The 26,653-nt window shown below is 66.8% G+C and carries 22 protein-coding genes; 11 read left to right on the forward strand and 11 right to left on the reverse strand.

Annotated elements, in window-relative coordinates:
* Positions 1-32: 32 nt before the first annotated feature.
* The 4 genes from CLM74_RS09045 to CLM74_RS09060 are packed head-to-tail and all read right to left on the reverse strand — an operon-like array spanning position 33 to position 3,951.
* Positions 33-1,811 (reverse strand): ABC transporter transmembrane domain-containing protein, encoded by a 1,779-nt coding sequence (locus tag CLM74_RS09045; protein WP_105163878.1) that lies wholly within the window; start codon positions 1,809-1,811, stop codon positions 33-35.
* Positions 1,804-2,400, reverse strand: coding sequence for a YigZ family protein (locus CLM74_RS09050; protein WP_105163879.1), 597 nt, complete (start codon positions 2,398-2,400; stop codon positions 1,804-1,806). Before CLM74_RS09050 ends, CLM74_RS09045 begins: the two co-directional genes overlap by 8 nt.
* A 34-nt stretch (positions 2,401-2,434) precedes the next feature.
* Positions 2,435-3,436 carry a hypothetical protein gene (locus CLM74_RS09055; protein WP_105163880.1) on the reverse strand — a complete coding sequence of 334 codons (1,002 nt, stop codon included), beginning with the start codon at positions 3,434-3,436 and terminating at the stop codon, positions 2,435-2,437.
* The gene (locus tag CLM74_RS09060; RefSeq protein ID WP_229291374.1) at positions 3,433-3,951 is read right to left on the reverse strand and encodes an RNA polymerase sigma factor; all 519 of its coding nucleotides are present in this window, start codon (positions 3,949-3,951) and stop codon (positions 3,433-3,435) included. The genes CLM74_RS09055 and CLM74_RS09060 overlap by 4 nt, the downstream gene beginning before the upstream one ends.
* Before the next feature lie 247 nt (positions 3,952-4,198).
* Here CLM74_RS09060 and CLM74_RS09065 point away from each other — a divergent pair, with 247 nt between their 5' ends.
* On the forward strand, positions 4,199-7,045 hold the full coding sequence (locus CLM74_RS09065) for an EAL domain-containing protein (protein WP_032977624.1): 2,847 nt from the start codon (positions 4,199-4,201) through the stop codon (positions 7,043-7,045).
* Positions 7,046-7,064: 19 nt separating this feature from the next.
* Here CLM74_RS09065 and CLM74_RS09070 read toward each other — a convergent pair whose 3' ends face one another.
* Entirely contained in the window at positions 7,065-7,658 is a 594-nt protein-coding gene (locus CLM74_RS09070) for a TIGR00730 family Rossman fold protein (protein WP_032977621.1), read from the reverse strand.
* A 194-nt stretch (positions 7,659-7,852) separates the two neighbouring features.
* Positions 7,853-9,349, reverse strand: a complete 1,497-nt coding sequence (locus CLM74_RS09075) for an aminotransferase class III-fold pyridoxal phosphate-dependent enzyme (RefSeq protein WP_105163881.1) — start codon at positions 9,347-9,349, stop codon at positions 7,853-7,855.
* A gap of 210 nt (positions 9,350-9,559) precedes the next feature.
* Between CLM74_RS09075 and queA the strand changes: the two genes are divergently transcribed.
* From queA to fabV, 6 genes are all read left to right on the forward strand, one after another.
* Complete coding sequence (gene queA / locus CLM74_RS09080) at positions 9,560-10,627, forward strand: tRNA preQ1(34) S-adenosylmethionine ribosyltransferase-isomerase QueA (protein WP_105163882.1); 1,068 nt, start codon at positions 9,560-9,562, stop codon at positions 10,625-10,627.
* A 137-nt stretch (positions 10,628-10,764) separates the two neighbouring features.
* Positions 10,765-11,895 carry a tRNA guanosine(34) transglycosylase Tgt gene (gene tgt, locus CLM74_RS09085; RefSeq protein WP_025875126.1) on the forward strand — a complete coding sequence of 377 codons (1,131 nt, stop codon included), beginning with the start codon at positions 10,765-10,767 and terminating at the stop codon, positions 11,893-11,895.
* A 136-nt stretch (positions 11,896-12,031) separates the two neighbouring features.
* Positions 12,032-12,376 (forward strand): preprotein translocase subunit YajC, encoded by a 345-nt coding sequence (gene yajC / locus CLM74_RS09090; protein WP_025875124.1) that lies wholly within the window; start codon positions 12,032-12,034, stop codon positions 12,374-12,376.
* 61 nt (positions 12,377-12,437) lie between these two features.
* On the forward strand, positions 12,438-14,294 hold the full coding sequence (gene secD / locus CLM74_RS09095; protein WP_199776085.1) for a protein translocase subunit SecD: 1,857 nt from the start codon (positions 12,438-12,440) through the stop codon (positions 14,292-14,294).
* A gap of 15 nt (positions 14,295-14,309) precedes the next feature.
* Positions 14,310-15,290, forward strand: coding sequence for a protein translocase subunit SecF (secF, locus tag CLM74_RS09100; RefSeq protein WP_025875120.1), 981 nt, complete (start codon positions 14,310-14,312; stop codon positions 15,288-15,290).
* Positions 15,291-15,969: 679 nt separating this feature from the next.
* Positions 15,970-17,229: an enoyl-ACP reductase FabV gene (gene fabV, locus CLM74_RS09105; RefSeq protein ID WP_025875119.1), complete on the forward strand. Its 1,260-nt coding sequence runs from the start codon at positions 15,970-15,972 to the stop codon at positions 17,227-17,229.
* Positions 17,230-17,347: 118 nt separating this feature from the next.
* On the opposite strand, the gene CLM74_RS09110 is transcribed toward fabV, so the two are convergent.
* The 3 genes from CLM74_RS09110 to CLM74_RS09120 all read right to left on the reverse strand — a co-directional run bounded on the left by CLM74_RS09110 (position 17,348) and on the right by CLM74_RS09120 (position 21,238).
* On the reverse strand, positions 17,348-19,417 hold the full coding sequence (locus CLM74_RS09110) for an EAL domain-containing protein (RefSeq protein ID WP_059063907.1): 2,070 nt from the start codon (positions 19,415-19,417) through the stop codon (positions 17,348-17,350).
* Between the two features lie 91 nt (positions 19,418-19,508).
* Positions 19,509-20,693 carry an NAD(P)/FAD-dependent oxidoreductase gene (locus tag CLM74_RS09115; RefSeq protein WP_105163884.1) on the reverse strand — a complete coding sequence of 395 codons (1,185 nt, stop codon included), beginning with the start codon at positions 20,691-20,693 and terminating at the stop codon, positions 19,509-19,511.
* Positions 20,690-21,238 carry a YaeQ family protein gene (locus CLM74_RS09120; RefSeq protein ID WP_025875114.1) on the reverse strand — a complete coding sequence of 183 codons (549 nt, stop codon included), beginning with the start codon at positions 21,236-21,238 and terminating at the stop codon, positions 20,690-20,692. The genes CLM74_RS09115 and CLM74_RS09120 overlap by 4 nt, the downstream gene beginning before the upstream one ends.
* A gap of 180 nt (positions 21,239-21,418) precedes the next feature.
* On the opposite strand from CLM74_RS09120, the gene CLM74_RS09125 reads away from it, so the two are divergent.
* The gene (locus tag CLM74_RS09125; RefSeq protein ID WP_105163885.1) at positions 21,419-22,288 is read left to right on the forward strand and encodes a pseudouridine synthase; all 870 of its coding nucleotides are present in this window, start codon (positions 21,419-21,421) and stop codon (positions 22,286-22,288) included.
* A 13-nt stretch (positions 22,289-22,301) separates the two neighbouring features.
* Here the strand turns inward: CLM74_RS09125 and CLM74_RS09130 are convergent, their stop codons facing one another.
* Entirely contained in the window at positions 22,302-22,790 is a 489-nt protein-coding gene (locus CLM74_RS09130; protein WP_105163886.1) for a YaiI/YqxD family protein, read from the reverse strand.
* 304 nt (positions 22,791-23,094) lie between these two features.
* Here CLM74_RS09130 and CLM74_RS09135 point away from each other — a divergent pair, with 304 nt between their 5' ends.
* Complete coding sequence (locus tag CLM74_RS09135; RefSeq protein ID WP_025875108.1) at positions 23,095-23,304, forward strand: cold-shock protein; 210 nt, start codon at positions 23,095-23,097, stop codon at positions 23,302-23,304.
* 78 nt (positions 23,305-23,382) lie between these two features.
* On the opposite strand, the gene CLM74_RS09140 is transcribed toward CLM74_RS09135, so the two are convergent.
* Positions 23,383-23,802, reverse strand: a complete 420-nt coding sequence (locus tag CLM74_RS09140; protein ID WP_025875106.1) for a hypothetical protein — start codon at positions 23,800-23,802, stop codon at positions 23,383-23,385.
* Positions 23,803-23,893: 91 nt separating this feature from the next.
* On the opposite strand from CLM74_RS09140, the gene CLM74_RS09145 reads away from it, so the two are divergent.
* Both CLM74_RS09145 and CLM74_RS09150 read left to right on the forward strand, forming a co-directional pair.
* Entirely contained in the window at positions 23,894-24,583 is a 690-nt protein-coding gene (locus CLM74_RS09145) for a glutathione S-transferase (protein ID WP_025875105.1), read from the forward strand.
* Positions 24,584-24,614: 31 nt separating this feature from the next.
* Positions 24,615-26,180, forward strand: a complete 1,566-nt coding sequence (locus CLM74_RS09150; RefSeq protein WP_105163887.1) for a YdiU family protein — start codon at positions 24,615-24,617, stop codon at positions 26,178-26,180.
* Positions 26,181-26,653 lie beyond the last annotated feature (473 nt).

Below are 26,653 nucleotides of genomic sequence, written 5' to 3' on the forward strand. Positions count from 1 at the left end.
AGAGTGATCCGGCCGGTGTTAGCCGGCCGTCATCAATCGATGAACTGCAGGCGTGCAAGCTCCGCATACAGGCCGCCTTCAGCCAGCAGCTGCGTATGCGTGCCTTCGGCCACGATACGGCCATGGTCCATCACCACGATGCGGTCGGCCTTCAGCACGGTCGCCAGCCGATGGGCGATGACCACCGTGGTGCGCCCCGCCATCAAGCGTTCCAGCGCCTGCTGCACGCCATGTTCGCTCTGTGCATCCAGCGCGCTGGTGGCTTCGTCGAGCAGCAGGATCGGTGCGTCCTTCAGCAAGGCACGGGCGATCGCCACGCGCTGCTGCTGGCCACCGGACAGGCGGGCACCGCGCTCGCCCAGTTCGCTGTCGTAGCCCTCTGGCAGCGCACGCAGGAAGGCGTCGGCCTCGGCGGCACGGGCTGCGTCCTCCACCTCGGCGTCACTGGCCTCCAGCCGACCATAGCGGATGTTGTCGCGTGCGCTGGAGGCGAACAATGTCGGCTGCTGCGGCACCAGCGCCAGCTGCGCGCGAAGCTCGGCCGGATCGACCTCACGCACATCGATGCCGTCCACGCAGATGCGGCCGCTTGCCGGATCGTGGAAGCGCAGCAGCATCGACAGCACCGTGCTCTTGCCGGCGCCTGACGGGCCGACCAAGGCGACGGTTTCACCCGGCCGCACGTGCAGGTTGAAATGGTCCAGCGCGGCCTGGTCCGGTCGCTGCGGGTAGTTGAACACCACGTCGTCGAAATGGATCTCGCCACGCAGCGGCTGTGGCAGCGCACGCGGCTTGTCCGGCGCACGGATCTCGATGTCTTCCTGCAGCAGCTCGCCGATGCGGCCCATGCCGCCGGATGCGCGCTGCAGTTCGTTCCACACTTCGGCCAGCGCACCGACCGAACCACCACCGATCAGTGCGTACAGCACGAACTGGCCCAACGTACCGGCGCTGAGCCGCCCGTCGATGACGTCGTGCGCGCCCAGCCACAACACCCCGACAATCGCACCGAACACCAGCAGGATGGCGCTGGCGGTCACCAGCGACTGCGCGCCGATGCGCCGGCGCGCGGCACGGATCGCATCGCCCAGCGCATGGTCGAATCGGCCGCGTTCATAGGGCTCGCGCGCATGCGCTTGCACGGTGCGCACCGCGCCCAGCGTTTCGCTGGCCAGGCTGTTGGCATCGGCAATGCGGTCCTGGCTGCTGCGCGCGATGGTACGCAGCTTGCGCGCGCCGATGATGATCGGCAGCACTGCCAGCGGGATGCCGAGCAGCGACCAGGCGGCCAGCCGCGGACTGGTGACGAACAGCATCGCCAGGCTGCCGACCACGGTGACACTGCTGCGCAGCGCCACGGACATGGTCGAGCCGACCACGCTGCGCAGCAGTTCGCTGTCGGCGGTCAGGCGCGAAACCAGCTCGCCGCTGCGGCTGCGGTCGTGGAAGCCGGCGCCGAGCTGGATCAGGTGCGCGTACAGCCGGCTGCGCAGATCCGCCACGACCTTCTCGCCGAGTAGCGAAACAAAGTAGAAGCGCGCCGCCGTCGCCAACGCCAGCACCACAGCGACCAGCATCAGCAATGCAAAGGCACGGTTGATCTGGCCCCCGCTGCTGAAGCCGTGGTCGATCATCTGCTTCACCGCCGGCGGCAGGCTCAGGGTCGCCGCTGAAGAAACGGCCAGGGCCAGCAGCCAGGCGCTGAACAATCCGCTGTGGCGGCGCACGAACGGCCACAGTGTGCGCAGGCTGCCGAGGCGGCGCAGCGGCGGGGAGGCCGGGTCGGTCGCCGGTGCGTCCTTGTCAGTCATCGAGGGGGGCATCTTGGATACGGATACGATCACGGGTGGCGTCGCGCAGGCGGATTTTCAATGCGTCGACCTGGTCTGCGGGCAATTCCACCCGCAATCTCACGCCATTGGCATCGAACTGTTCATCGCGCTTTTCGGCCGCGTGGGCCGGCAGGGCCGCATGCAGCGCGCCCAGGTCCTCGAATCCAGCCACCAGCTGCAGCCGCGCCATCGCCACCAGTGGCAGGCGCGGCGCGGTGCGCAGGCATTCGGCAGCGGCGCCGCCGTAAGCCCGGACCAGGCCACCGGCGCCCAGCTTGATGCCGCCGAACCAGCGGGTGACCACCACCATCACCCGGTCGAATCCCTGGCCATCGATGGCGGCCAGGATCGGGCGGCCTGCGGTGCCGGCGGGCTCGCCGTCATCGCTGGAGCGATAGTCCTGGCCGTGCCGGTAGGCCCAGCAGTTGTGGGTCGCATCGGCTACCGATACGTCCTGCAGAAATGCCATCGCCGCAGACGCGCTCTCGATCGGCGCGGCATGCGCGATGAAGCGGCTGTGCTTGACGTCCAGGGTGTGGTTGACCGGTTGGGCGAGGGTGTCGGGCATTCCCTTCATTCTACGGGCTTGCCGCCGACGTGCCTCAGTCGTCCAGCAACGGTCGCACATCCTTTGGCAGGCGCGCCTCTGGATAGGTCTGCAGATAACGCTCCAGGCTCGCCCGGGCCAGGTCGCGCTGGCCGGCGTCGCGGCGCTCGCGGATCTTCTGCAGCCATTGCCGGCGTGGCAGCCGGGCATCGGCCTGCACTTCGGCCTGTACCGCGTCCGCGCTGAGGTTCGCGTCGCTTGCGCGGCGCATGACGCCAGGCGCGGTTCTGCCGGCCGCGTCCTGCTTGGCCGCGGTGAGCGCGACGCGGTCTTCGGCCGTGGCCTGTGCGGAGGACATTGATTCGGCCGCCGCCGCAGTGGCCTTGCGCGCCCTCATCGTCGCGGCAGGGGCCGCAGGCGCAGGTGCCGAATAGGCTTCGGCCGCGGGGGGCGCTGCCGCTGGCATCGGAGGCGGCGCAAACGCTGTGTCGGCTGCAGGCGCAGGTGGCGGTGCCGGCGCCATCATCGGAGCAGGTGCCTGCCGGGGTGCGGCAGGCGCGGGTTTCACCACCTCCGCGATGGTCGGTGCCGGTGCCGGTGCCGGTGCTGCCTTGGCCGCCGCAGGTGCCGGTGCTGGGGTCGGTGCTGGGGCCGGTGCAGGTACCGGTGCGGCTTCGGTAGCAGCGACATCGGCGGCCGCGCTGTCGTAGGCCATGCCTTCGGCGCTCGCATCGGCCGCCATTTCCTGTGCAGCCGGCGCGGTGGCAACTGCCTCGGCAGGGGCCGAGGGCGGCTCTGGACGCATCTGCCAGGCGATGCCAACGGCGAACACCGTCGATGCGGCCACGCCGAACACGGCCGGCCAGCGGCGGCGCGGGCGCGGCGTGCGCGGTGCCACCGGCGCTGGGACCGCCTCGCGTGCTGGCGTCTCCACGGCCGCACGCGCAGCGGCGAGGATCGCCGCATCCAGTGCCGGCGGAGGGCCCTGTTCGGTGCGGCGCCCAAGCAGGCGTGCCAGTTCGCGTTCTTCCGGCGTCAGTGCATCGTCTCGGTTCATGCGTTCAGTCCCGCACGCAGCTTGTCCATCGCATAGCGCAGCCGTGATTTCACGGTTTCCCGGCCAACGCCGGTGATCTGGCCGATCTCCTCCAGGCTCAGTTCCTGTTCCAGCCGCAGCTGCAGCACTTCGCGCTGTTCTGCGGGCAGTTCTTCCATCGCCAGCTGGATGCGGCGACGTTGCTCGAATTCGGACAATTCCGCTTCCGGTGTCTGCCCATCTTCCAGCGCGGCCAAGCGCAGATCGGCATCGGCCGGTGCAGGGGGGCGATGGCGGGCGGCGCGCCAGTGGTCGTTCAGGCGGTTGTGGGCGATGCGGAACAGCCAGGTGCTGAAGGCGGCATCGGCCTGCCAGCCTGCACGCGCGCTGATCACCCGCTGCCAGACGTCCTGGAACATCTCCTCGGCCAGCGCGGTGTCGCGCAGCTGCCGCAGCAGGAAGCCGAACAGGCGCTTGCGATGACGGGCATACAGGCTTTCGAACGCGTGCACTTCACCGGCGGCCCAGGCCAGCATCAAGGCTTCATCGGTTGGCAGGGCGCTGGCATCCACGCCGTACAGGGTAAGCCCTGCAGGCGGTGGCGCATAGCCAGCGATGGGGTGGGACAGGGCGACAGTCACGGCAGGAACCGGGAGGGGATCGAAAGGAAAAACGCCCGAGGGCACGTTTCGGGGTTGCCGGGCTTCCATTGCCCCCCGGGTGGCGCGTTATGCTCGGTAATTCAGGGGAGGCGGCGCTCAGGCGGCGCCAAGAGAACGTCATTTGTCCACCGAAGCCGACCGCGCGCTGGAAGCGTCAAACAACGAGCCTGTGCTGAGCGCAGCGCTGGTGCGCGCGCTGCATGCGCTGTTGCCGGAAACGGCGATCGTGCGCGTCGGCTGGGACGATCCGCAGCTCGGCAGCGGGCAGGGCGGTTGGCCGATCGGCGGTGGCGAGGAGGACATCTGGCAGCCGCTGGCCGACCACGCCGAAGGCCGCCACGGCTGGGAATACGACGGCGCCCGGCTGCTGCTGTCGGTACGCGGCGCGACGCCTTCCCCGGCCTGGTGGGGGCTGGCCCGGCAGGCCATGGAGCTGGCCCTGCAGCGGGGCCGCCAGGCGGGGCAGATCAAGGCGCTGGAAGAAGCTGAGCGGTTGCAGCAGGCCCTGTTCCAGATTGCCGACCTGGCCGGTGCCGACCTGGAAATGAGCGAGATGCTGCGCCACGTGCATGGCGTGCTGGGCACGCTGATGTACGCGCAGAACTGCTACATCGTCGAGTATGACGATGCCCGCCGGCAGATCCGCTTCCTGTACTTCGCCGACCAGGTCGATGACTTCGTCGCCGATCCGGCGCAGGGCTACGACATCGACCAGATGCCGCGCAGCCTGACAGTGGCGCTGCTGCGGCATGGCCGGCCGTTGAGCGGGCCTTCGCGCGAACTGCTGGCGCGGGTAGACCAGGAGCACGACCCGCAGCGCGGCCCGGAGAGCCTGGACTGGCTGGGCGTGCCGATGCTGCGCGATGGCCGGGTGTGTGGTGCGATCGTGGTGCAGAGCTACGAGCATGCCGACCGCTACGGCGAGGCCGAACGGGCCCTGCTGGGTTTTGTCGCCCAGCACGTGCAGACCGCCATGGACCGCCGCCAGGCGCAGGTGCGGCTGGAGCAGCAGGTGGAACGGCGCACGCAGGAGCTGCAGCGCGCCAATCTCAGCCTGCAGGATGAAGTGGCCGAGCGCCGCCGCGCCGAGCAGTTGCAGACCGCGCTGTACAACATCGCCGAAATGGCGATGTCGGCCGACAGCCTGGCGCAGTTCTACGGGCAGGTGCACGGCGTGGTCGGGCGCTTGCTGGATGCGCGCAATTTCTATATCGCGCTGGTCAATGCCGAGGGCGATGGGCTGGATTTCGTCTATTCGGTCGACGAGCACAACGCGAGTCGTGCACCGCGCGCGTTCAGTCGTGGCCTGACCGAGTATGTGGTCCGCCATCGTCGGCCCCTGCTGGCCTCGCGTGCGCAGATCGATGCGCTGCTGGAAACCGGCGAGGTGCGCGAATCCGGCGCACGTTCGCAGTGCTGGCTCGGCGTGCCGTTGCTGCGCGACGACGAAGTGGTCGGTGCGATCGTGGTGCAGAGTTATACCGAGCAGATCGCCTTCAGCGTGCATGACCAGCGCCTGCTGATCTTCGTTGCGCAGAACATCGGCACCGGTCTTGCGCGCCAGCGCGACCAGCAACGACTGCGCTCGGCGCATGCCGAGCTGGAAAAGCGGGTGGAGGAGCGCACCCGCGAGCTGGGCGAGGTGAACGAAAAGCTGCTGGGCCAGATCGGCGAGCGCCTGCGCGCCGAGCAGCGACTGACCCACCAGGCGATGCACGACGCGCTGACCGGACTGCCCAATCGCCTGCACCTGCTGGACAGGCTGCAGGATGCGCTGGCGCTGGCCCGGCGCGAAGGTGGCCCGGTGTTCGCGGTGCTGTTCCTGGACCTTGACCGCTTCAAGCTGGTCAACGACAGCATCGGTCACGCCGCCGGCGATCGCATGCTGGTGGAAGTAGCCAAGCGCATCGTGTCCATGGCCGGCGACAATGATGTGGTGGCGCGCCTGGGCGGTGATGAGTTCGCCGTGCTGCTGCACTGTCCGGAGGGGCTGGCGCAGGCACTGGATTTCGGCCAGCGGCTGTTGCTGGCGCTGCAGGAATCGATGTGGATCGCCGGTCGCGAGCTGTTCCCCTCAGGCAGCCTGGGCATCGCCTTGTGGAACCCGCGCTATCGCACCGGCGAGGAACTGCTGCGCGACGCCGATGCGGCGATGTACCGGGCCAAGGCCCAGGGCCACGACCGCTGCTCGATCTTCGATGAGGAGATGCGCGAGCAGGCGCTGCGCAGCCTGGATCTCGAGGCCGACCTGCGGCGGGCGATCAACAACCGTGATTTCGTACCGTTCTACCAGCCGATCGTGCGCCTCTCCGACGGCGAGGTGGTCGGCCACGAGGCCCTGCTGCGCTGGAAGCACGAGCGCCGTGGACTGCTGCTGCCGGGCGCGTTCCTGGAACTGGGCGAGGAAAGTGGCCTGATCGAACAGGTCGACTGGCTGATCTATGAGCAGGTCATTGCCGGCCTTGCCGACGGCGGGCGTGGCTATGTGTCGGTCAACGTGTCGCCACGGCATTTCCGCTCCGCCGAGTTCAGCGGGCGCCTGTATGGCCTGCTGGAGGCGAGCAACGCGGACCCGCGGCGGCTGCGCCTGGAGATCACTGAGGTCGCGCTGCTCGACGACGGTCCACACACGCTGCGCATCCTGAAGGGCCTGCGTGAACGTGGCATCCAGGTGCAGCTGGATGATTTCGGAACGGGTTTCTCGGCGCTGTCCTACCTGCACCGTTTCCCGATCAGCACGTTGAAGATCGACCAGAGCTTCATTGCCGGCCTGCACGGCCCAGAGGCACAGAGCACGCGCGCGCTGGTCGAAGGCGTGCTGTCACTGGCACGCACGCTGGGCATCGAGACGATCGGCGAAGGCATCGAGACCGAGGCGCAGCGTGACACGCTGTTCGAGCTCGGCTGCGACTACGGCCAGGGCTACCTGCTGGGCCGGCCGGCACCGTGGACGCGCGCGGCAGCCTGAGCCACCGCGCACGTAGTCTTCAACGCAGCGCCGCGCGGCGCTTCTCGTCGATCCACTTCGAGGCCTGGGCCGGCTGGTAGTCCTTCATCCAGGCCAGCATCTCCTCGATGTCCGAGCCGTACCACAGGTCCTGGCGCTGCTCGGGGTGCAGGAAGCGCTCTTCCACCATGCGATCGATCATGCCGATCAGCGGCGCATAGAAGCCGTCCACATCAAGGAACGCGCAGGGCTTGTTGCCGATGCCAAGCTGGCGCCAGGTCAGCATCTCGAAGATCTCTTCCATGGTGCCGAAGCCGCCGGGCAGGGCGACGAAGCCATCGGACAGATCGAACATGCGCGACTTGCGCTCATGCATCGAACCGACGATCTCCAGTTCGGTCAGGCCGCGATGGGCCACTTCCCAGTCGGCCAGCTGGCGCGGAATCACGCCGGTGACCTCACCGCCGGCGGCGAGCACGGCATTGGCCACGGTACCCATCAGACCGACATTGCCGCCGCCGTACACCAGGCGCATGCCGTCGCGGGCGATGCGATCGCCCAGCGCGATGGCGCGTTCGGTGTAGACCGGCTTGCTGCCAGCGTTGGAACCGCAGTACACACAGATCGACTTCATGGATCTTCCTGTCTTGGCCGGAAACGAAAACGCCCCGCGGTCAACCAGTGAAGCCGGTCGCAGGGCGGGGTGTCCGGGCAATTATGAGGCTTTGCCGTTGTTCTCTGTAGCGCCGGGCCATGCCCGGCGGCATTTCGTTCAGATCACGGCCAGCCCTTCAGCCGGGCAGCGCCCGGCTCTACGAGGGTCTGGGATTACGCAGCGGCCGCCTGTTCGCGGCGCGGCCCTTCACGCAGCGCACGGCCCACCATGCCTACCAGCAGGTCCAGCTCGCTGCTGTCCATGCCGAAGTGCGGGGTGAAGCGCAGCGAGTTCTCGCCACCATGGATCACGTTGATGCCGTGCTGGCGCAGCCATTCTTCGGTGGAATTGGCGCCATAGCACTTGAACTGCGGGGCCAGTTCGCAGGAGAACAACAGGCCGGTGCCCTGCACCTTGGTGATCAGGCCGCCCAGTTCGTTCTTCAGCTGCTCCAGCTTGCGCACGGCCTCGGCACCGCGCTCGGCGATGTTGGCGCGGACCTGCGGGGTCAACTGGGCCAGGGTGGCGCAGGCCACGTCCAGCGCACGCGGATTGCTGGTCATGGTGTTGCCGTAGATGCCCTTGCGGTACAGCTGCGCGGCGTGCTCGGTCACGGCCAGCACCGACAGCGGATACTGCGCAGCGTTCAGTGCCTTGGAGTAGGTTTCCATGTCCGGCGCGTCCAGGCCTTCGAAGCCGGGATAGTCGACCACCGACAGAACACCGTGGGCGCGCAGGCCGGCCTGGATCGAGTCCAGCAGCAGCAGGCTGCCGTGGGCGCGGGTCAGTTCGCGGGCCAGCGCATAGAACGCCGGCGGCACGGAGCGGCCCGGGTCACCTTCGCCCATCACCGGTTCCAGGAACACCGCTTCGATGAACCAGTTGTTGTGCGCGGCATCCTCGAACACCTTGCGCAGGCCGGCCTCGTCGTACGGGGCGACGGTGATCACCGTCTCCTCGCCACGGTAGCTGGCCAGGTGCTGCATGTAGGTCTTGCGGCTGGAATCGGAATACAGCGCCGGTCGGTCGGTGCGGCCGTGGAAGCTGCCCTTGATGACCACGCGCTTGATTGCCGCACCGGCATGGCGGGCACCCGGGTCGGTCTGCAGCTTGGCGTTGACGTCGGCGATGCGTGCGGCCAGCCCAACCGCTTCAGAGCCGGAATTCAGGCACATGAAGCGCGTGAACGGGCAGCCGCCACGACGGTGGCCGATCTCGGCCCGCAGGGCGGTGATGAAGCGCTGCTGGGACAGGCTGGGGGTCATGATGTTGGCCATCACCTGCGGCCGTGACATCGCCTCCATGACGGCGTCCGGGGTGTGGCCGAAGCCCAGCATGCCGTAGCCGCCCGCGTCGTACAGCACCGCGCCTTTCAGGGTGACCACCCACGGACCGCGCGCGGCCAGCGCCACGTACGGGGTCACCGCATCATCGGCGTAGAAATTGACGAAGCCGTCCTGCATGGCATCGATCTGCGCCTGCTCATCCTGTGCCAGCAGCGGCCCCAGCTCAGCCTGCACGCGCGCGAATTCGGCAGCAGCGGCATCGACCGCGGCGACCAGCTGCGGGTGGTTGGCGGCGAGGGCGGTCAGGGTTGCGTCATCCAGGCCGTTGGTGAGGCGGGTGCCGGGCTGGGCGCGGAGGGGGGCGAGGCGTTCGATGAAGCTCATTGCAGATCTCCTGAAACGTTGGGTCGCACGGGCCTTCAAAAGCAAAACGCGCGTCTTCACGCGCGCTTGGGGCGGGCTCGTGCAGCGGACTTCCTCGTCGATGCTAGCACTTGTTTTTTTGCGCGATAACCCCGCAAAAGACTGCTGCATAGCAGCATTTTGCGCGACGTTCGGGTGCGCCCGTGCCGGCTCGCAGACGCTGGCCGTACAATGCGCGCCATTGTCGACCTGTTGCCGTCCACTGCCTTGAAGAAGTCCGATTTCCATTACGAACTGCCGGCCGAACTGATCGCCCAGGCCCCCTTGGCCGAACGCTCTGCGAGCCGCCTGCTGCTGGTGCCGCCGGCGCCGGCTGCCTTCACCGACCTGCAGGTGCGCGACCTGCCATCTCTGCTGCAACCGGGCGACCTGCTGGTGTTCAACGACACCCGGGTGATTCCGGCGCGCCTGTTCGGGCAGAAGGCCAGCGGTGGCCGGGTGGAGATCCTGATCGAACGCCTGCTCGGCGGCCAGCAGGCGCGGGCCCAGGTCGGTGCCAGCAAGTCGCCGAAGGCCGGCAGCCGCATCGCCCTGGATGCCGGTGGCGAAGCTGAAGTAATGGGCCGCGACGGCGAGTTCTACGTGCTGCAGTTCCATGTGCCGGAATCACTGGAACAGTGGCTGCTGCATGCTGGCCGCTTGCCGTTGCCGCCCTACATCCAGCGCGAGCCCGGTGTGGACGACCGCGAGCGCTATCAGACCGTGTTCGCGCGCGAAGTGGGCGCCGTGGCGGCACCGACCGCCGGCCTGCATTTCGACGAGCCGCTGCTGGCCGCGCTGAAAGAGAAGGGCGTGGACTTCGGCCACGTCACCCTGCACGTGGGCGCGGGCACCTTCCAGCCGGTACGCGCCGATGACCTGAAGGACCACGTCATGCACCGCGAGTGGCTGAACGTCGGTGCCGAGCTGGTGCAGCAGGTACGACGCACGCGTGCGGCCGGTGGCCGGGTGATCGGCGTCGGCACGACCGTGGTGCGTGCGCTGGAAAGTGCGATGCGTGAGGGGGAGTTGCTGCCGTTCGCGGGCGAAACGCAGATCTTCATCACCCCGGGCTACCGGATCCGCAGCGTCGACGCGATGGTGACCAATTTCCACCTGCCGGAAAGCACGCTGCTGATGATGATCTCCGCGTTTGCCGGCAAGGATCGCGTGTTCGAGGCCTACCAGCACGCGATCAAGCAGCGCTACCGCTTCTTCAGCTACGGCGACGCGATGCTGCTGTTCCCGCAGGCGGGGTAGGGCTGAGGTGGGTAGCGCCGGTCCATGCCCGGAGAGGCGCAGTTGCGGGTCATCCGCCGGGCATGGCCCGGCGCTACCGGAGCAGGAAAGGCGGTTTTGGGAGACAATGGGCGACTATTTGCCCGAACGACCGCTCCATGTCCCGATTGCAGTTCCAGCTCCAGACCCGTGATGGCCGCGCCCGCCGTGGCCGCCTGACCTTCCCGCGTGGCACGGTGGAAACGCCGGCCTTCATGCCGGTGGGGACCTATGGCTCGGTCAAGGGGATCCTGCCGGACCAGGTGCGTGCGCTGGGCGCCGAGATCATCCTCGGCAACACCTTCCACCTGTACCTGCGGCCGGGCCTGGACATCATCGCCGACCACGGCGGCCTGCATGGCTTCTGCCGCTGGGATGGCCCGATCCTGACCGACTCCGGCGGCTTCCAGGTGTTCTCGCTGGCCCACCGCCGCAAGATCACCGAGCAGGGCGTGACCTTCGCCTCGCCGACCGACGGTGCCCGGGTGTTCCTGGGCCCGGAGGAGAGCATGAAGATCCAGAAGGTGCTCGATTCGGACGTGGTGATGATCTTCGACGAGTGCACGCCGTACCCGGCCACCGAGGACGTCGCCCGCCGGTCGATGGAACTGAGCCTGCGCTGGGCCCAGCGCAGCCGCAACGCGCATGACGAGCTGGGCAACGATGCGGCCCTGTTCGGCATTGTCCAGGGCGGGGTGCATACCGACCTGCGCAGCCGTTCGGCCGAGGCCCTGCAGGGGATCGGCTTCGACGGCTATGCCATTGGCGGCCTGGCCGTGGGCGAGCCGGAAGACGAGCGCAACGCCATGCTCGACCATCTGGACCCGGAGCTGCCGGCCGACCGTCCGCGCTACCTGATGGGCGTTGGCCGCCCTGAAGACCTGGTCGAGGGTGTCGCCCGCGGCGTGGACATGTTCGATTGCGTGATGCCGACCCGCAATGCGCGCAACGGCCACTATTTCACCTCGTTTGGCACCGTCCGCATCCGCAATTCGCAGTACGCGCGGGACATGGACCCGATCGAGCCGGGCTGTGGCTGCGTGGCCTGTGCCGGCGGCTATACCCGCTCGTACCTGCGCCATCTGGACCGCTGCAACGAGATGCTGGCGCCGATGCTGGGCACCCAGCACAACCTCTTCTATTACGAAAAACTGATGGCCGACATCCGCGCGGCCATCGAGGCGGGAACCTTCCTGGCCTTCCGCGAGTCCTTCTACGCAGCACGCGGGGCGGTAGCGCCGCCCCTGTAAACCCGCAGCACCCCCTGCCAAACGGCCCAAGGACGAACGCCCGGGGCCGTGGCATACTTCAAGGCTGACCCAGATCCGCGGTCGACACCTCGTGCCCGTGAAACGGCCGAAGCGCCGCCCAACCAAAGGACCAACGATGAACCTGCTTGCCTTCCTGATTCCCGCCGCCCACGCCCAGGCCGCTGGCGGCCAACCGCAGGGCATGGGCCTGACCACGCTGCTGTTCCCGATCATCCTGATCGCCATCATGTACTTCCTGATGATCCGCCCGCAGATGAAGCGGCAGAAGGAGCACAAGGCCATGCTGGAGAAGATCAAGCGCGGCGACGAAGTGCTGACCAACGGCGGCATCGCCGGCAAGGTCACCGATATCGGCGACAACTTCGTCACCGTCGAAGTGGCCGAGAACGTGCGCATCCGCGTGCAGAAGGGCGCTGTCGGCAGCGTGCTGCCGACCGGCACCCTGGATTCGGCCAAGTAAGCCACTCCCTTTCTGAAGCACAACCGCGGCGCCGGGGATGGCGCCGCGCGGGACCCAAGCAATGCTCGAATTTCCACGCTGGAAGTACGTCGTCATCGTGATCGTACTGGCGCTCAGCACGCTGTACGCACTGCCCAACATCTACCAGAAGGACCCGGCCATCCAGATCACCGCCAACCGTAGCGGGCAGATCGACGATGCGCTGCGCGACCGTGTGCTGGCCGACCTGAAAAAGGCCGGTGTCACCACGATCGGTGCAGAGAAGGAAGGGGACAGCCTGATCGTCCGCCTGTCGGACCTGAAGTCGCAGTCTGCCGCCAGCGATGCGCTGCGTGACAGCGTGGGCGAGAACTACACGGTTGCCCTGAACCTGGCCTCGACCGTGCCGGACTGGCTGGCCAAGCTCGGCGGCCGCCCGATGGTGCTGGGCCTGGACCTGCAGGGCGGCGTGCACTTCGTGCTGCAGGTCGACCAGAAAGCCGCGCTGGACAAGCGCCTGGACGCCTACACCGAGGACGTGCGCAGCACCCTGCGTGATGCGCGCATCGCCTACCAGTCGGTCGAGCGTCGTGCCGACAACACCATCGTCGCCAACCTGAGCCCCTCGGCCGGCGAAGACGCCGGTACCCGAGCCCGCGCCGCGCTGGCCAAGGCGCAGCCGACCCTCGGCTATGACGTCAGTGGCAACCGCATCACGGTCTCCATTCCGGAAGCGGAGATCACGCAGATCGCCAACGGCGCCATCGAGCAGAACATCAACACCCTGCGCAACCGCGTGAACCAGCTCGGCGTGTCCGAGCCGATCATCCAGCGCCAGGGTGCTGATCGCGTGGTGGTGCAGCTGCCGGGCGTGCAGGACACGGCCGAAGCCAAGCGCATGATCGGTGCCACCGCCACCCTGGAATACCGGGCCGTGGTGGAAGGCAACGCGCAGGACGCCATCGCGTCGGGTCGCATTCCGCCGGAAGCGAAGGTCTACCAGCGCCGTGACAACGGCGGCCCGGTGCTGCTGAACAAGCGCGTGATCGTCACCGGTGACCAGATGGTGGCCGCGCAGGCGGTGACCGACTCCACCAGCGGCACCCCGGCAGTCAGCGTGACGCTGAACAACGTCGGTGGCCAGCGCATGTTCGACTTCACCAGCGCGAACGTGAACAAGCCGATGGCGGTGGTCTACACCGAGCGCGTGCCGACCGTGACCGTCGTCGACGGTGAGGAAGTGCGTGGCTTCAAGGTCAACGAGGAAGTCATCTCGGTGGCCAACATCAACGGCGTGTTCGGCAAGAACTTCCAGACCACCGGTCTGCAGAAGAAGGAAGCCGAGGACCTGGCCAAGCTGCTGAAGTCGGGCTCGCTGGCTGCGCCGATGGACTTCGTCGAAGAGCGCGTGGTCGGCCCGAGCCTGGGCGCGGAGAACGTCAAGAACGGCATCACCGCGGTGGTCTACGCGTTCATGTTCACCCTGGTGTTCTTCACCATCTACTACCGCATGTTCGGTCTGATCACCTCGATCGCGATGCTGTTCAACCTGCTGATCGTGGTGGCGGTGATGTCGCTGTTCGGCGCGACCATGACCTTGCCGGGCTTCGCCGGCCTGGCCTTGTCGGTCGGTCTGTCGGTCGACGCCAACGTGCTGATCAACGAGCGTATCCGTGAAGAACTGCGTGCCGGCGTGCCGGGCAAGACCGCGATCGTGACCGGTTACGAGCGCGCGTCGGGCACCATCCTCGACGCCAACCTGACCGGCCTGATCGTCGGTGTGGCGCTGTTCGCATTCGGTACCGGTCCGCTGAAGGGCTTCGCGCTGACCATGATCATCGGTATTTTCGCTTCCATGTTCACCGCGATCACCGTATCGCGTGCACTGGCGACGCTGATCTACGGCCGTCGCAAGAAGCTCCAGAACGTGGCCATCTGACGGGACGACACGCACATGAAACTGTTTCCGCTGCACATCCTCCCGAACGATACCAAGATCGACTTCATGCGCTGGCGCCATGTCGCGATGGTCGTCACGATCATCGTGTTCCTGGCCTCGATCGGCATCATCGGCTTCAAGGGCTTCAACTACGCTCTGGACTTCACCGGCGGCACCCTGATCGAAGCCCGCTTCGAACACGCGGTGGATGTCGAGGACGTCCGCAGCAAACTTGAGCAGAACGGCTTCGATGGCGCCCAGGTACAGAGCGTCGGTGGCAACACCGACCTGCTGATCCGCCTGGCCCCGCACGGTGAGCACGCTCCGGGTACCGGCGGCGCTTCGGCCGAGGACAAGGCGACTGCCGCGGCCGTGGTCAAGGCGGTCTCTTCGGCTGACAACCAGGCCACCGTGCTGCGCAACGAGTTCGTTGGCCCGCAGATCGGCAAGGACCTGGCGATGAATGGCCTGTACGCCACCATCTTCATGCTGGCCGGCTTCCTGATCTACATCGCGGTGCGTTTCGAATGGAAGTTCGCGGTCACCGCGAGCATCGTGGCGATGTTCGACCTGATCGTGACGGTGGCCTACGTGTCGCTGCTGGGCCGTGAGTTCGACCTGACCGTGCTGGCCGGCCTGCTGTCGGTGATGGGCTTTGCGATCAACGACATCATCGTGGTGTTCGACCGCGTACGCGAAAACTTCCGCAGCCTGCGCGTGGAGCCGATGGAAGTGCTGAACCGTTCGATCAACCAGACGCTGTCGCGTACGGTGATCACCGCGGTGATGTTCTTCCTGTCCGCACTGGCCCTGTACCTGTACGGCGGCAGCTCGATGGAAGGCCTGGCCGAGACGCACATGATCGGTGCGGTGATCGTGGTGCTGTCCTCGATCCTGGTGGCGGTGCCGATGCTGACGGTCGGCGCGCTGCGCGTGACCAAGCAGGACCTGCTGCCCAAGGCCAAGGACGTCGAGGCCCTGGCGCGCCGTCCGTAAGCATCTGCTGCACGCAGTACACAGAGAACCCCGCGCAAGCGGGGTTTTTTGTTGGCAGGGCTGCGCCCTGCACCCGCCGAGGCAGGAGCAACGTCAACGTCCAAAGCGGAGCTGGCTTTCTGCTGGCTGGGCGGGGCCATGTGGGTTGGCAGGACACGCCGTAAACCCGTCCATGGGGGCTCGATGGCGCCATCCATGGCGCCAACGGTCCTGCCAACCCACATGGCCCCACCCCCGACAGATTCCTGCGGCTGTTGGTAGGCGTCGACCTTGGTCCACACATCTGTCAGATATCGAATGAACTCATCCGTGTCGACCAAGGTCGACACCTACCAGGGCCGGACGCTGTTCCAACAGATCGCGGGTAACTGTCGAAGGCGGGGTGGGTCCGGTTGAGGGGGCGTGAGCCGCATGGATGCGGCGACCGAGCTTACATGGACGTACTTGCAGCGTCCCCCTCAACCGGACCCACCCCGCCAACCCACAGGAACCCAGCTTCTGCCGTTGACGTTGCCTCTGCGGGTGCAGGGTGCAACCCTGCAAAAAGAAACCCACCCTACGCCGCCGTCGGTTGTGCAATCTTCCCCCGCGCACTACGATCCTGCGGTTCGCGCGCACGCGCGCGCCACGTATTCCTGCTGAGCGCCCCGCGCGCCGCACCTGCCAACCCGAGGTCTTCATGGTCATCAAACCGCGCGTCCGCGGCTTCATCTGCGTCACCACCCACCCGACCGGCTGCGACGCCGCCGTCAAGCAGCAGATCGACTACATCCGTGCGCGCCCGCCGATCCAGAACGGCCCCAAGCGCGTGCTGGTGATCGGCGCCTCGACCGGCTATGGCCTGGCCGCGCGCATCACTGCCGCCTTCGGCAGTGGCGCGGCAACCCTGGGCATCTTCTTCGAGCGCCCGGGCAGTGAAACCAAGCCGGGCACGGCGGGCTGGTACAACTCGGCGGCGTTCCACAAGTACGCCGACGAAGCGGGTCTGTATGCCAAGAGCATCAACGGCGATGCGTTCTCCGATGAGGTGAAGGCCAAGACCATCGAGATGATCAAGGCCGATCTCGGCCAGGTCGACCAGGTGGTCTACAGCCTGGCTGCACCGCGCCGCAAGCATCCCAAGACGGGCGAGATCATCAGCTCCACGCTGAAGCCGATCGGCGAGCCGATCACCCTGCGTGGCCTGGATACCGACAAGGAAGTGCTGACCGAAACCCACCTGCAGCCGGCCACCCCGGAAGAAATCGCCGGCACCGTCGCGGTGATGGGCGGCGAGGACTGGCAGATGTGGATCGACGCGCTGGCCGATGCCGGCGTGCTGGCCAACGGCTGCACCACCACGGCCTTCACCTATGTGGGCGAAGAGATCACCCAGGCGATCTACTGGAACGGCTCCATCGGTGCTGCCAAGAAGGATCTGGACGACAAGGTGCTGGGGCTGCGCGAGAAGCTGGCCAGGATCGGCGGCGATGCGCGCGTGTCGGTGTTGAAGGCGGTGGTGACCCAGGCCAGCTCGGCCATTCCGACCATGCCGCTGTACCTGTCGCTGCTGTTCAAGGTGATGAAGGAAAAGGGCACCCACGAAGGCTGCATCGAGCAGCTCGACGTGCTGTACGACATCCTGTACGGCGCCAAGGCCGATGGCGTGGCGGTCGATCGCCTGCGCCACGACCTGGTCGATGGCGATGGCCATACCGTTGCGCTGATCGATGAGGAAGGCCGCCTGCGCGCCGACTACAAGGAAATGGCCGCTGACGTGCAGGGCAAGGTGCTGGCGCTGTGGCCGCAGGTGACCAACGAGAACCTGTACGAGATCAGTGACCTGGCCGGCTACAAGGCCGATTTCCTGCGCCTGTTCGGTTTCGGTGTCGAAGGCGTCGACTACGAAGCCGACGTCAATCCGGACGTGAAGATCGACAACCTGGTCGATCTGACCTGATCAGCGGAAAAGGCCGGCGCAAGCCGGCCTTCTTCATGGGTAGCGCCGGGCCATGCCCGGCGAGCGCAGCGGTCTGCGGGCCACCCGCCGGGCATGGCCCGGCGCTACCGGTGGGGTGTCAGCCGAACTCGAAGTTCATCGCCGGCGCTGCCGGGCCGACGAAATCGCCCTGCACGTAGTCCACGCCGGCACTGAACAGCAGTGTCATCGAGTTGGCGTCGCTGACGAATTCGGCGATGGTGCGGATGCCCGCTTCCTGCGCGCGTGCGGTTATCTGGCTGACCCGGTCGATGTTCTCGCGGGTGGCGGCCAGGTCGCTGGTGAAGCCGCGATCAAGCTTGAGGAACTGCGGCTGGAAGTGGGCCAGCAGCTGGAACGAGTCCAGGCCCGAGCCGAACTGCTCCAGGCCGATCCGGCAGCCGAGCGGTGCCACTTCCGCCAGGAACTGCTGGGCACTGCGCAGGTGGGTGAACACCTTCGATTCCGGTGCATGCAGCCACAGGCGTTCGCCCGGCACGCCGTGCGCCTGCAGCTGCTGGCGCAGCGTGGCGATCATCTTCGGATCATCGAACGATTCCGGCGTGACCTTCACCAGCACCTGGGTGGGATGACCCTCGCGGGCACGCGCGCCCAGCACCGCGATTGCCTGCGACACGACCCAGCAGTTGATGTCCGCCAGCAGGCCATGTTCTTCGGCAATGCCGAGGAAGGCGGTCGGGCTCAGCAGTTCTCCGTTGTGTTCCAGCCGCAGGTAGGCTTCATACAGCTCCAGCGACTCGCCCTGAAGGTTCAGCACCGGCTGGTAATGCAACTGGAAGCCATCGCCTGCCAGGGCTTCGCGGATACGTGCGACCCAGCGCTGCACGCGCTCTTCCTCCACGCGATCAACAGCGGCCGGGTCGAAGATGCGGCAGGTATTGCCGAGGGCGGCTGCGGCCTGCGTGCATTCGCTGGCGCGCGCCAGCACCTGGCCGATGCTGGCGATCTTCTCGCCCACCTGCACCCCGCCAATGCTGACGGTCACCGTGGCCGAGCGCGCGCCGATGCTGAAGACGTGTGCGGCGTAGGCTTCGCGGATGCGCTCGGCCAGTGCCACGGTCTGCGCATAGGGGCCGGACTGCAGTACGGCGAAACTGTGTTCGCCGAAACGGGCCAGCTGCGCATCGTCGCCAACGACGTCGGCCAGCAGGGCGGCGAGGGCGCCGATCAGGGCGTCGGCCGAGGCCAGTCCGATATCCGGGAGCAGGCGCGCGTAGTGGTCCGGTTCGACCATCAGCAGGCCGAACTGGCCTTCGCTGCGCCCGGCCTGGGCAACCGCGTCCTCGACCTGCAGCATGAAGGTGGGGCGGTTGAGCAGGCCGGTGACCTGGTCGCGCTGGCGCAGGTCCTCGACCTCGCGCGCCAGCTCCGGGTCGAATTCCATGCGCCGGCGGAACACCACCTGCAGGCAGGATTCACCCTCGTAGGTGGCTGCGGTAAATTCCATCGTCGCCGGGAAGGCGCTGCCGTCCTGGTGGCGGGCGTCCAGCTGGTACTGCGGCGGCGGTGCTTCGCCGCGGCTGAGTGACTTCAGCAGCTGCTTGAAATCATCCACGTGCTGGGCGGCAACCATGTCCAGCAACGAGATGCCTTCGACCTCCTCGAAATCCTCGTAACCGAACATTTCCAGGTAGGCGTCGTTTGCGCGGATATGCATGCCTTCGTGGACATAGGCAATCGGCTCGCGCGAAGAGGCGATCAGCGCGTCGCAGCGACGCTCGGTCTCGCGCATCTGCGCTTCGATCCGGCGCAGGCCGCGGCGCGCCTGCAGGTCGACCCACTGGTCGCGGACCACCGCCAGCAGGTGTTCGGCGCGCTGGCGCAGGGCGAGGGCGCGAACCCCGTTGCTGCTGGCCTGTACCAGTTCGTCCTCGTCGATGCGTTCGGCCAGCAGCACCAGCGGGATGTCCTTGCCGCTGGCGGCGATGTGCTGGGCCACCAGTGGCAGCGGAATGCTCTGCGAGGGCGCAGCCAGCACCAGGTCGATCGCCTGGCTGGCCAGCACCTGCGACAGCTCGGCCGAGTCCTGCGGGCGCCATGGGCGCACGGCGATGCCGCTGTTGCGCAGGGTGCTGACGATGGCTTCGGCGTTCTCGCCGCTGTCATCGACGATCAGCAGGCGGATGGTGATGTCGTTCGCGTTCTGCATGCACTGCTCCCCAATCTGCAAATCTAGATACACGATGCGTGGCGGCGCGTCCATGCGCGCAACGGTTGCGTGCATGGAACGGCGATGCGGTTCACACCACGCCGCCGGCCGCGTGCCCGCTGGCCCAGGCCCACTGGAAGTTGTAGCCGCCCAGCCAGCCGGTCACGTCCAGCACCTCGCCGACGAAATGCAGGCCGGGTACGCGCTTGGATTCCAGCGTCGAGGAAGAGACCTCGTTGGTATCGACGCCGCCCAGGGTGACTTCGGCGGTGCGGTAGCCCTCGGTGCCGCTGGCCACCAGTGGGAACGCTGAAAGCACCTGTGCGGCCTTGCGCAGGTCCGGCTCGTCCAGCTGGCGTACCGGGCGGTCGGGCAGCCAGTGCTCGCACAGGCGCTGCGCCAGCCGCTTGGGCAGCACATCGCCCAGCACCGTGCGCAGTTCCGCGGCGGGGCGTTCGCGTTTCATCTGGCGCAGCCATTCGGCGGCATCCTGGCCGGGCAGCAGATCCAGCGACAGCGCGTCGCCGGGCTGCCAGAACGAGGAAATCTGCAGGATGGCCGGGCCACTGACGCCGCGATGGGTCAGCAGCATGAAGTTGCGGAAGCGGGCGCCGTTGCTGCTGGCCTCGACCGGCAGCGCGACGCCGCTGAGCTCGGCCAGGCGCTCCTGGTGGGTGCCGCTGAGGGTCAACGGCACCAGGCCGGCGCGGGTGGGCAGCACCTGGTGGCCGAACTGGCGCGCGATCTCATAGCCGAATCCGGTTGCACCCAGGCTGGGAATGGACAGGCCGCCGGTGGCGACCACCAGCGAGGCGCAATGGAACAGGCCGTGCGTGGTGTGCACGCGGAAGCCGTCAGTGCCGTGCTCGATGCGCTCCACGCTGCACTGCGTGCGGATCTGCACGCCGGCCTGCTGGCATTCGTCCACCAGCATCTTCACGATCTGCTTGGACGAGACATCGCAGAACAGCTGGCCCAGTTCCTTCTCGTGATAGGCGATGCCGTGGCGCTCGACCATCTCGATGAAGTGGTAGGGCGAGTAACGCGCCAGTGCCGACTTGCAGAAATGCGGATTGGCCGACAGGAAGTTGGCCGGGGTGGTGCCGGTGTTGGTGAAGTTGCAGCGGCCACCGCCGGACATCAGGATCTTCTTGCCGATCTTGTTGGCGTGGTCGATCACCTGCACATGCCGGCCTCGCTGGCCCGCCGTGATCGCGGTCATCAGCCCGGCAGCGCCGGCACCGATCACCAGTACGTCGCAGCGGATCGTGCTCATGCTTTGGCGCGCTTTCGCCAGTTGGGGATCACGTCCAGCTGCATCTGATCGTTGAGCAGCTGCACTTCGGCATCCTGGATCAGCACGCTCCAGCGCATCGCACGCTGGATCTGCTGGCCCCACAGATCGACGAAGCCGCCGTCCAGATCGACCACCGACAGGTTGTCGAAGCGGGCCAGGCCCTTGCCCTGCTTCTGCCACCAGATGTCCGATGCATTGCCACCGTAGTTGACCACCTGCACCTGCCGGCTGCGGTTGCTGGCCTTGCGGATGCGCGACTCGTCCGGATGGCCGAGGTCGATCCACTGCAGGATGTCGCCGGTGTAGTCGTGTTCCCACAGGTCCGGCTCGTCGTCGGTGCTCAGGCCGCGGCCGAATTCCAGGCGGTCGCCAGCGTTCAGCGCGAAGGCGAGCAGGCGCACCATCAGGCGTTCGTCGGTTTCGGACGGATGCTGGGCCAGGGTCAGGTTGTGGGTCGCGTAGTAGCCGCGATCCATGTCGCTGATCTGCAGTTCGGCCTTGCGGATGGTGGCGGTGAGGGCCATGGAGATCCAGAGGGGTAAAGACCGTCAATGATAGAGGTTTGCCCCGGGGGTGTCCGGTATGGGGGTGTCGGCAGGGCATGATCGGTGGCACGCTGGCCGCCCTGATGCTTCTGGCGTGTCCTGTCGTATGTCCCTTTCACGTCCGCGCCGCCTGCAGAGCGATGGCGCCCCGATCGCGCCATGACCACGCCCAGCCGACTGCAGCTGCCGCCCGGTGACTGGAATTCCCTGCTGGACGGCCTGTGCGCGCGCTTCCCGCGCATCGACCGGCTGCAATGGGAGAGTCGCTTCGCACGCGGGCGGATACAGGACGCACAGGGCAGGGCGCTGGCACCGGACATGCCGTGGCAGGTGGGGCTGGAGATCCGCTACTTCCGTGAAGTGGCCGATGAGCCGGTGATTCCCTTCGAAGAGAACATCCTGCATCACGACGCGCACCTGCTGGTGGCCGACAAGCCGCACTTCCTGCCGACCGCGCCGGCCGGTGCTTTTGTGCGCCAGACCCTGCTGGCGCGCCTGGTCGAGCGCACCGGCAACCTCGACCTGGTGCCGTTGCACCGGCTGGACCGGCTGACGGCCGGCCTGGTGCTGTTTTCCACCCAGCCGCAAACGCGCGACGCGTACCAGAGGCTGTTTCGTGAGCGCCGCATCGAGAAGACCTACGAGGCGCTGGCGCCGGCCTTGCCGGACCTGCGGTTTCCGCTGGAGCGGCATAGCCGGCTGCAGCCGGGGGAACCGTTCTTCCGCATGGCTGAAGTTCCCGGCGAGCCGAATGCGCTGACCCGTGTCGAGGTCATTGATGCGCACGGTCCGGTCTGGCGCTACCGGCTTGCGCCCGAGTCCGGGCGCAAGCATCAGCTGCGCGTCCATATGGCCGCGCTCGGGGCGCCGATCCTGGGGGACGAGCTCTATCCGCAGCTGCACGTGCGGCCAGAGGGTGCGGCCGAGCCGCCGTTGCAGCTGCTGGCGCAGGTGTTGGCCTTCGATGATCCGTTGACCGGCCAGCGACGCAGCTTCCGCAGCACGCGCACCTTGTGCGCTCCCGGCTGACGCACAGCCGGATTCACCTGCCCGGTCGTCGCGCCAGCCAGCGGTCCAGCTCGGCAGCGAACAACTGGCGGTCGCGCGCGCCGAGCGGCGGTGGCCCGCCGGTCTGGACGCCGGCGCCACGCAGTTCTTCCATGAAATTGCGCATCGACAGCCGCTCGGCCATGTTGTTGGGGGTGTACAGCTGGCCGCGCGGGTTCAGGGCCACGCCCTTCCTCTCCAGCACCAGGGCCGCCAAGGGGATGTCCTGGGTGACCACCAGGTCGCCGGCAGCCATCCGTTCGACAATGGCGCTGTCAGCCACATCCAGTCCCTGCGGAACCTGGATGGAGCGCAGCCAGCGCGAAGGCGGGGTGCGGATCCACTGGTTGGCGACCAGGGTCAGCTCCACGCCGACCCGTTCAGCTGCGCGGAACAGGATGTCGCGGATGACAACAGGGCAGGCGTCTGCGTCCACCCAGATGCGGGGGAGCAGGGGTTCAGCTCGGGTTTCAGCTTCAGTCATTTACCCAGTGTAGGGTAGGAAAAACCTGAATGGGGACCCGGGTTTAGCCTCGATCTGGTGCAACCCCTTGCCCTGTCTAGGGGCGGGCCGTTTGACGCTGAATATCATGGCTATCGCTTTTTGCTCAAAACACGCGTATCGTCTGGCCCACTGTGTTTGCTAGGGTCACCGTGAATCGTGGCCTGGTGCAGTTGATCTCACGATCCGCTCATCGATCCGCTTTACCAACGCCTGCAACTCAGTCTCGGCCCCGATACCCGGTGGCTGCGATTTTTTTCAACATGTGTTTCAGGAGTTAGTAAATATGTCTGATCGTCAGACCGGCACTGTCAAGTGGTTCAACGACGCCAAGGGCTTCGGCTTCATCACCCCGGAAAGCGGCCCGGACCTGTTCGTGCATTTCCGCGCGATCCAGGGCACCGGCTTCAAGACCCTGCAGGAAGGCCAGAAGGTTACCTTCGTCGCCGTCCAGGGCCAGAAGGGTATGCAGGCTGACCAGGTGCAGGCGGTCTAATCCGTCTGCTACCGTTTGGTAGCCAGAACGCCGGGAGCGAAAGCTCCCGGCGTTTTTCGTTTGCGTCGCACGACGGGTTCAACCCGCAGCCAGCGCCCGCTCCAGCAGCTGGGTTATTTCCTGGTACTCGGCGCGTTCGGCTGCCGGAATGCGCGATAGGATCTCGCGCAGGACATCAACCACCTCCGGACCCACCGGCACTTCCATCCATTGCAGGTGATAGGCCGCCAGTATCCGGCTGTCGTCATCGCTGGAATGGAGCTGACTGAACAGCAGCGGCAAGGCTTCGGGCCTCATGCATTCACCCAGCGCGTCGGTGCAGCGTTGCTGCCAGAACGCGGGCTGCGCTGCGATCATCTTCTGCAGGCGCTGCCAATCGTGCGCTTCGAATCTGCGCAGGACGCCCTTGGCAACGTGCTCGCAGATGTACTGCGTCCAGTTGTGGTCCTCGGATTGCCCGAGGTAACCAAGCAGTGCATCGAACGGCGGGGTGTCCATGCTGGCAGGCCTTCCACGGCCAGGCAGGGTAGCAGACACCTGCGTGCACCAGACCGCGCTACCATCGGGCACCTTTCTGCGGAAGCCGCCCATGCGCATCGTCCATCATCTGGAAAATTCCCGTTCGCTTCGCGTGCTGTGGATGCTGGAAGAGCTGGGGCTGGACTACGAACTGCGCCGCTACCCGCGCGACCCGAAGACCCTGCTGGCGCCGCCGGAACTGCGCCAGGTGCATCCGCTGGGCAAGGCGCCGGTGCTGCAGGATGGCGACCTCATCCTGGCCGAATCCGGCGCCATCCTCGACTACCTGGTTGACCGCTACGACGTGCATCGCCAGCTGTCGCCGTCGCCGGTACCGGCCGAAGGCAAAGAGCGCATCGATTACCGCTACTGGCTGCACTATGCCGAAGGTTCGGCCATGCCGCCGATGCTGCTGACCCTGGTGATCAGCCGCATCCGCAGCGCGCCGATGCCGTTCTTCGCGCGGCCGATCGCCCGCAGCATCGCCGACAAGGCCGAGCGCGGTTTCATCGGCCCGCAGCGACGCCTGCATCTGGACTGGATGGAACGGCGCCTGGCCGAAAGCCCGTGGTTTGCAGGCGAACGCTTCACCGCTGCGGACATCCAGATGAGCTTCCCGATCCAGGCGGCGGCCGCACGCGGCGGCGGGCTGGACGACAAGCCGGCGTTGCGTGGCTTCCTCAAGCGCATCGGCGAGCGTCCGGCCTACCGGCGCGCCGAGGCGCACGGCGGGGCATTGCAGGCCTTGCGCGGCGATTGAGGATGGCCGTCGCCGCCCCCATGCTTTGCCCATGGATACCACTGCCCCCCAGTTCGACAACCGCCTGCTGAATCTGCTGCCGGGCGATCCCGAGTCCGGTCCGCGCCGGCGCGAAGTGCTGGGTGCGGCCTGGTCGTCGGTAATGCCGACGCCTGTCGCAGCGCCGGTGCTGCTGGCGTGGTCGCCGGAGGTTGCCGGGATGCTGGGGTTCGATCCTGCGCAGGTCGATGACGAAGGCTTCGCCGAGGTGTTCGGCGGCAACGCGTTGTATGCGGGCATGCAGCCGTGGGCGGCCAACTATGGGGGCCATCAGTTCGGCCATTGGGCCGGTCAGCTCGGTGATGGCCGCGCCATCTCGCTGGGCGAGGTGATCGCCCCCGATGGCCGGCACTGGGAGCTTCAGCTGAAGGGTGCCGGGCCGACGCCGTATTCGCGCGGCGCCGACGGCCGTGCGGTGCTGCGCTCGTCGATCCGTGAATTCCTGTGCAGCGAGGCCATGCATCACCTGGGTGTGCCGACCACGCGCGCCCTGTCGCTGGTCGGCACCGGCGAAGACGTGGTGCGCGACATGTTCTACGACGGTCATCCGCGCGCGGAACCTGGCGCGATCGTCTGCCGGGTATCGCCCTCGTTCCTGCGCTTTGGTTCGTTTGAACTGCCTGCTTCACGTGGCGAGACCGCACTGCTGAAGCAACTGGTCGAGGCGTGCATCGCCCGCGATTTCCCGGAACTGACGGGGCAGGGCGAAGCGCTGTATGGCGACTGGTTCGCACAGATCGCCGTGCGCACCGCAGAGATGATCGCGCACTGGATGCGCGTGGGCTTCGTGCATGGGGTGATGAACACCGACAACCTCTCCGTGCTCGGCGTGACGCTGGACTATGGCCCCTATGGCTGGGTCGAAGACTTCGACCCGGACTGGACCCCGAACACCACCGATGCGCAGGGACGCCGCTATCGTTTCGGCACCCAGCCGCAGGTGGCGTACTGGAATCTCAACCGGCTTGCGCAGGCGCTGTCGCCGTTGTTCGCCGACGTGCAGCCGCTGCAGGCAGGGCTGGCCGCTTACCAGGCGACCTTTGTCGCCTGCACCCGTCGCGATGTTGCGGCCAAGCTGGGGCTGGCCGCGGCCGACGATGCCGATCTGCAGCTTTACCAGCGCTGGCAGCAGCTGATGCAGGACGGCGGCATGGACATGACCCTGGCATGGCGTGCGTTGATGCGCATCGATGCCAACACACCCGATGCAAGCGTATTGGCCGAGGTCTTCTACGACGCCGAGCGCCAGCACGCGGTGCAGGAACCTCTGCAGCAGTGGTTGCAGGAGTACGCGGCGCGGCTGCGTGCCGATCCGCTGCCGGCAGCCGAGCGTGTCGCGAAGATGGGTGCGGCCAATCCACTGTATGTGCTGCGCAACTGGCTGGCACAGGAAGCGATCGACCGCGCCGAGCAGGGCGACCTGGGCGGTGTGCATGCCCTGCAGGACGTACTGCGTGATCCGTACACCGAACGCCCGGGGCTGGAGAATTACGCCGGCAAGCGGCCGGCGTGGGCTGACGACCGCGCAGGCTGTTCGATGCTTTCCTGCAGTTCGTAGGGTTTTCTTTTGCAGGGCTGCGCCCTGCACCCGCCGAGGCCGGAGCAACAGCAACAGCAACAGCAACAGCAACGTCGGGATTCCGAGGGATGGCAGGGCACTGTGGGTTTGCGGGGGCGCCGTGAATCCTTCCATGGAGGCTTGGTCGCGGCATCCATGCCGCTCACACCCCGCAAACCCACAGTGCCCCGCCTTCGATAGTTGGCCGCGATCTGCCGGATCTGCCCCCGATCTGTTTCGAGATCTGTTGCTCTGGCTCCAGGCAGGTGCAGGGCTGCAAGCCCTGCAAACACCCCGCCTACAACGATGGTAGTACCCGTTCAGTGCGATATTCGCACACACAGTCGATTACCGCACTTGAATGGTGCAGTGCGATAAACCTACTTTCATTTCCGCAGTTTCATAGCAGTCCAAGCGATCCACCCCTGGCGGGGCGAGGGCAGCAGCCGGTCCGGTGCTGATGCCAGGTGCAG

Origin of the sequence: Stenotrophomonas sp. MYb57 (assembly GCF_002966815.1) — a bacterium.
Lineage (GTDB): Bacteria > Pseudomonadota > Gammaproteobacteria > Xanthomonadales > Xanthomonadaceae > Stenotrophomonas > Stenotrophomonas indicatrix.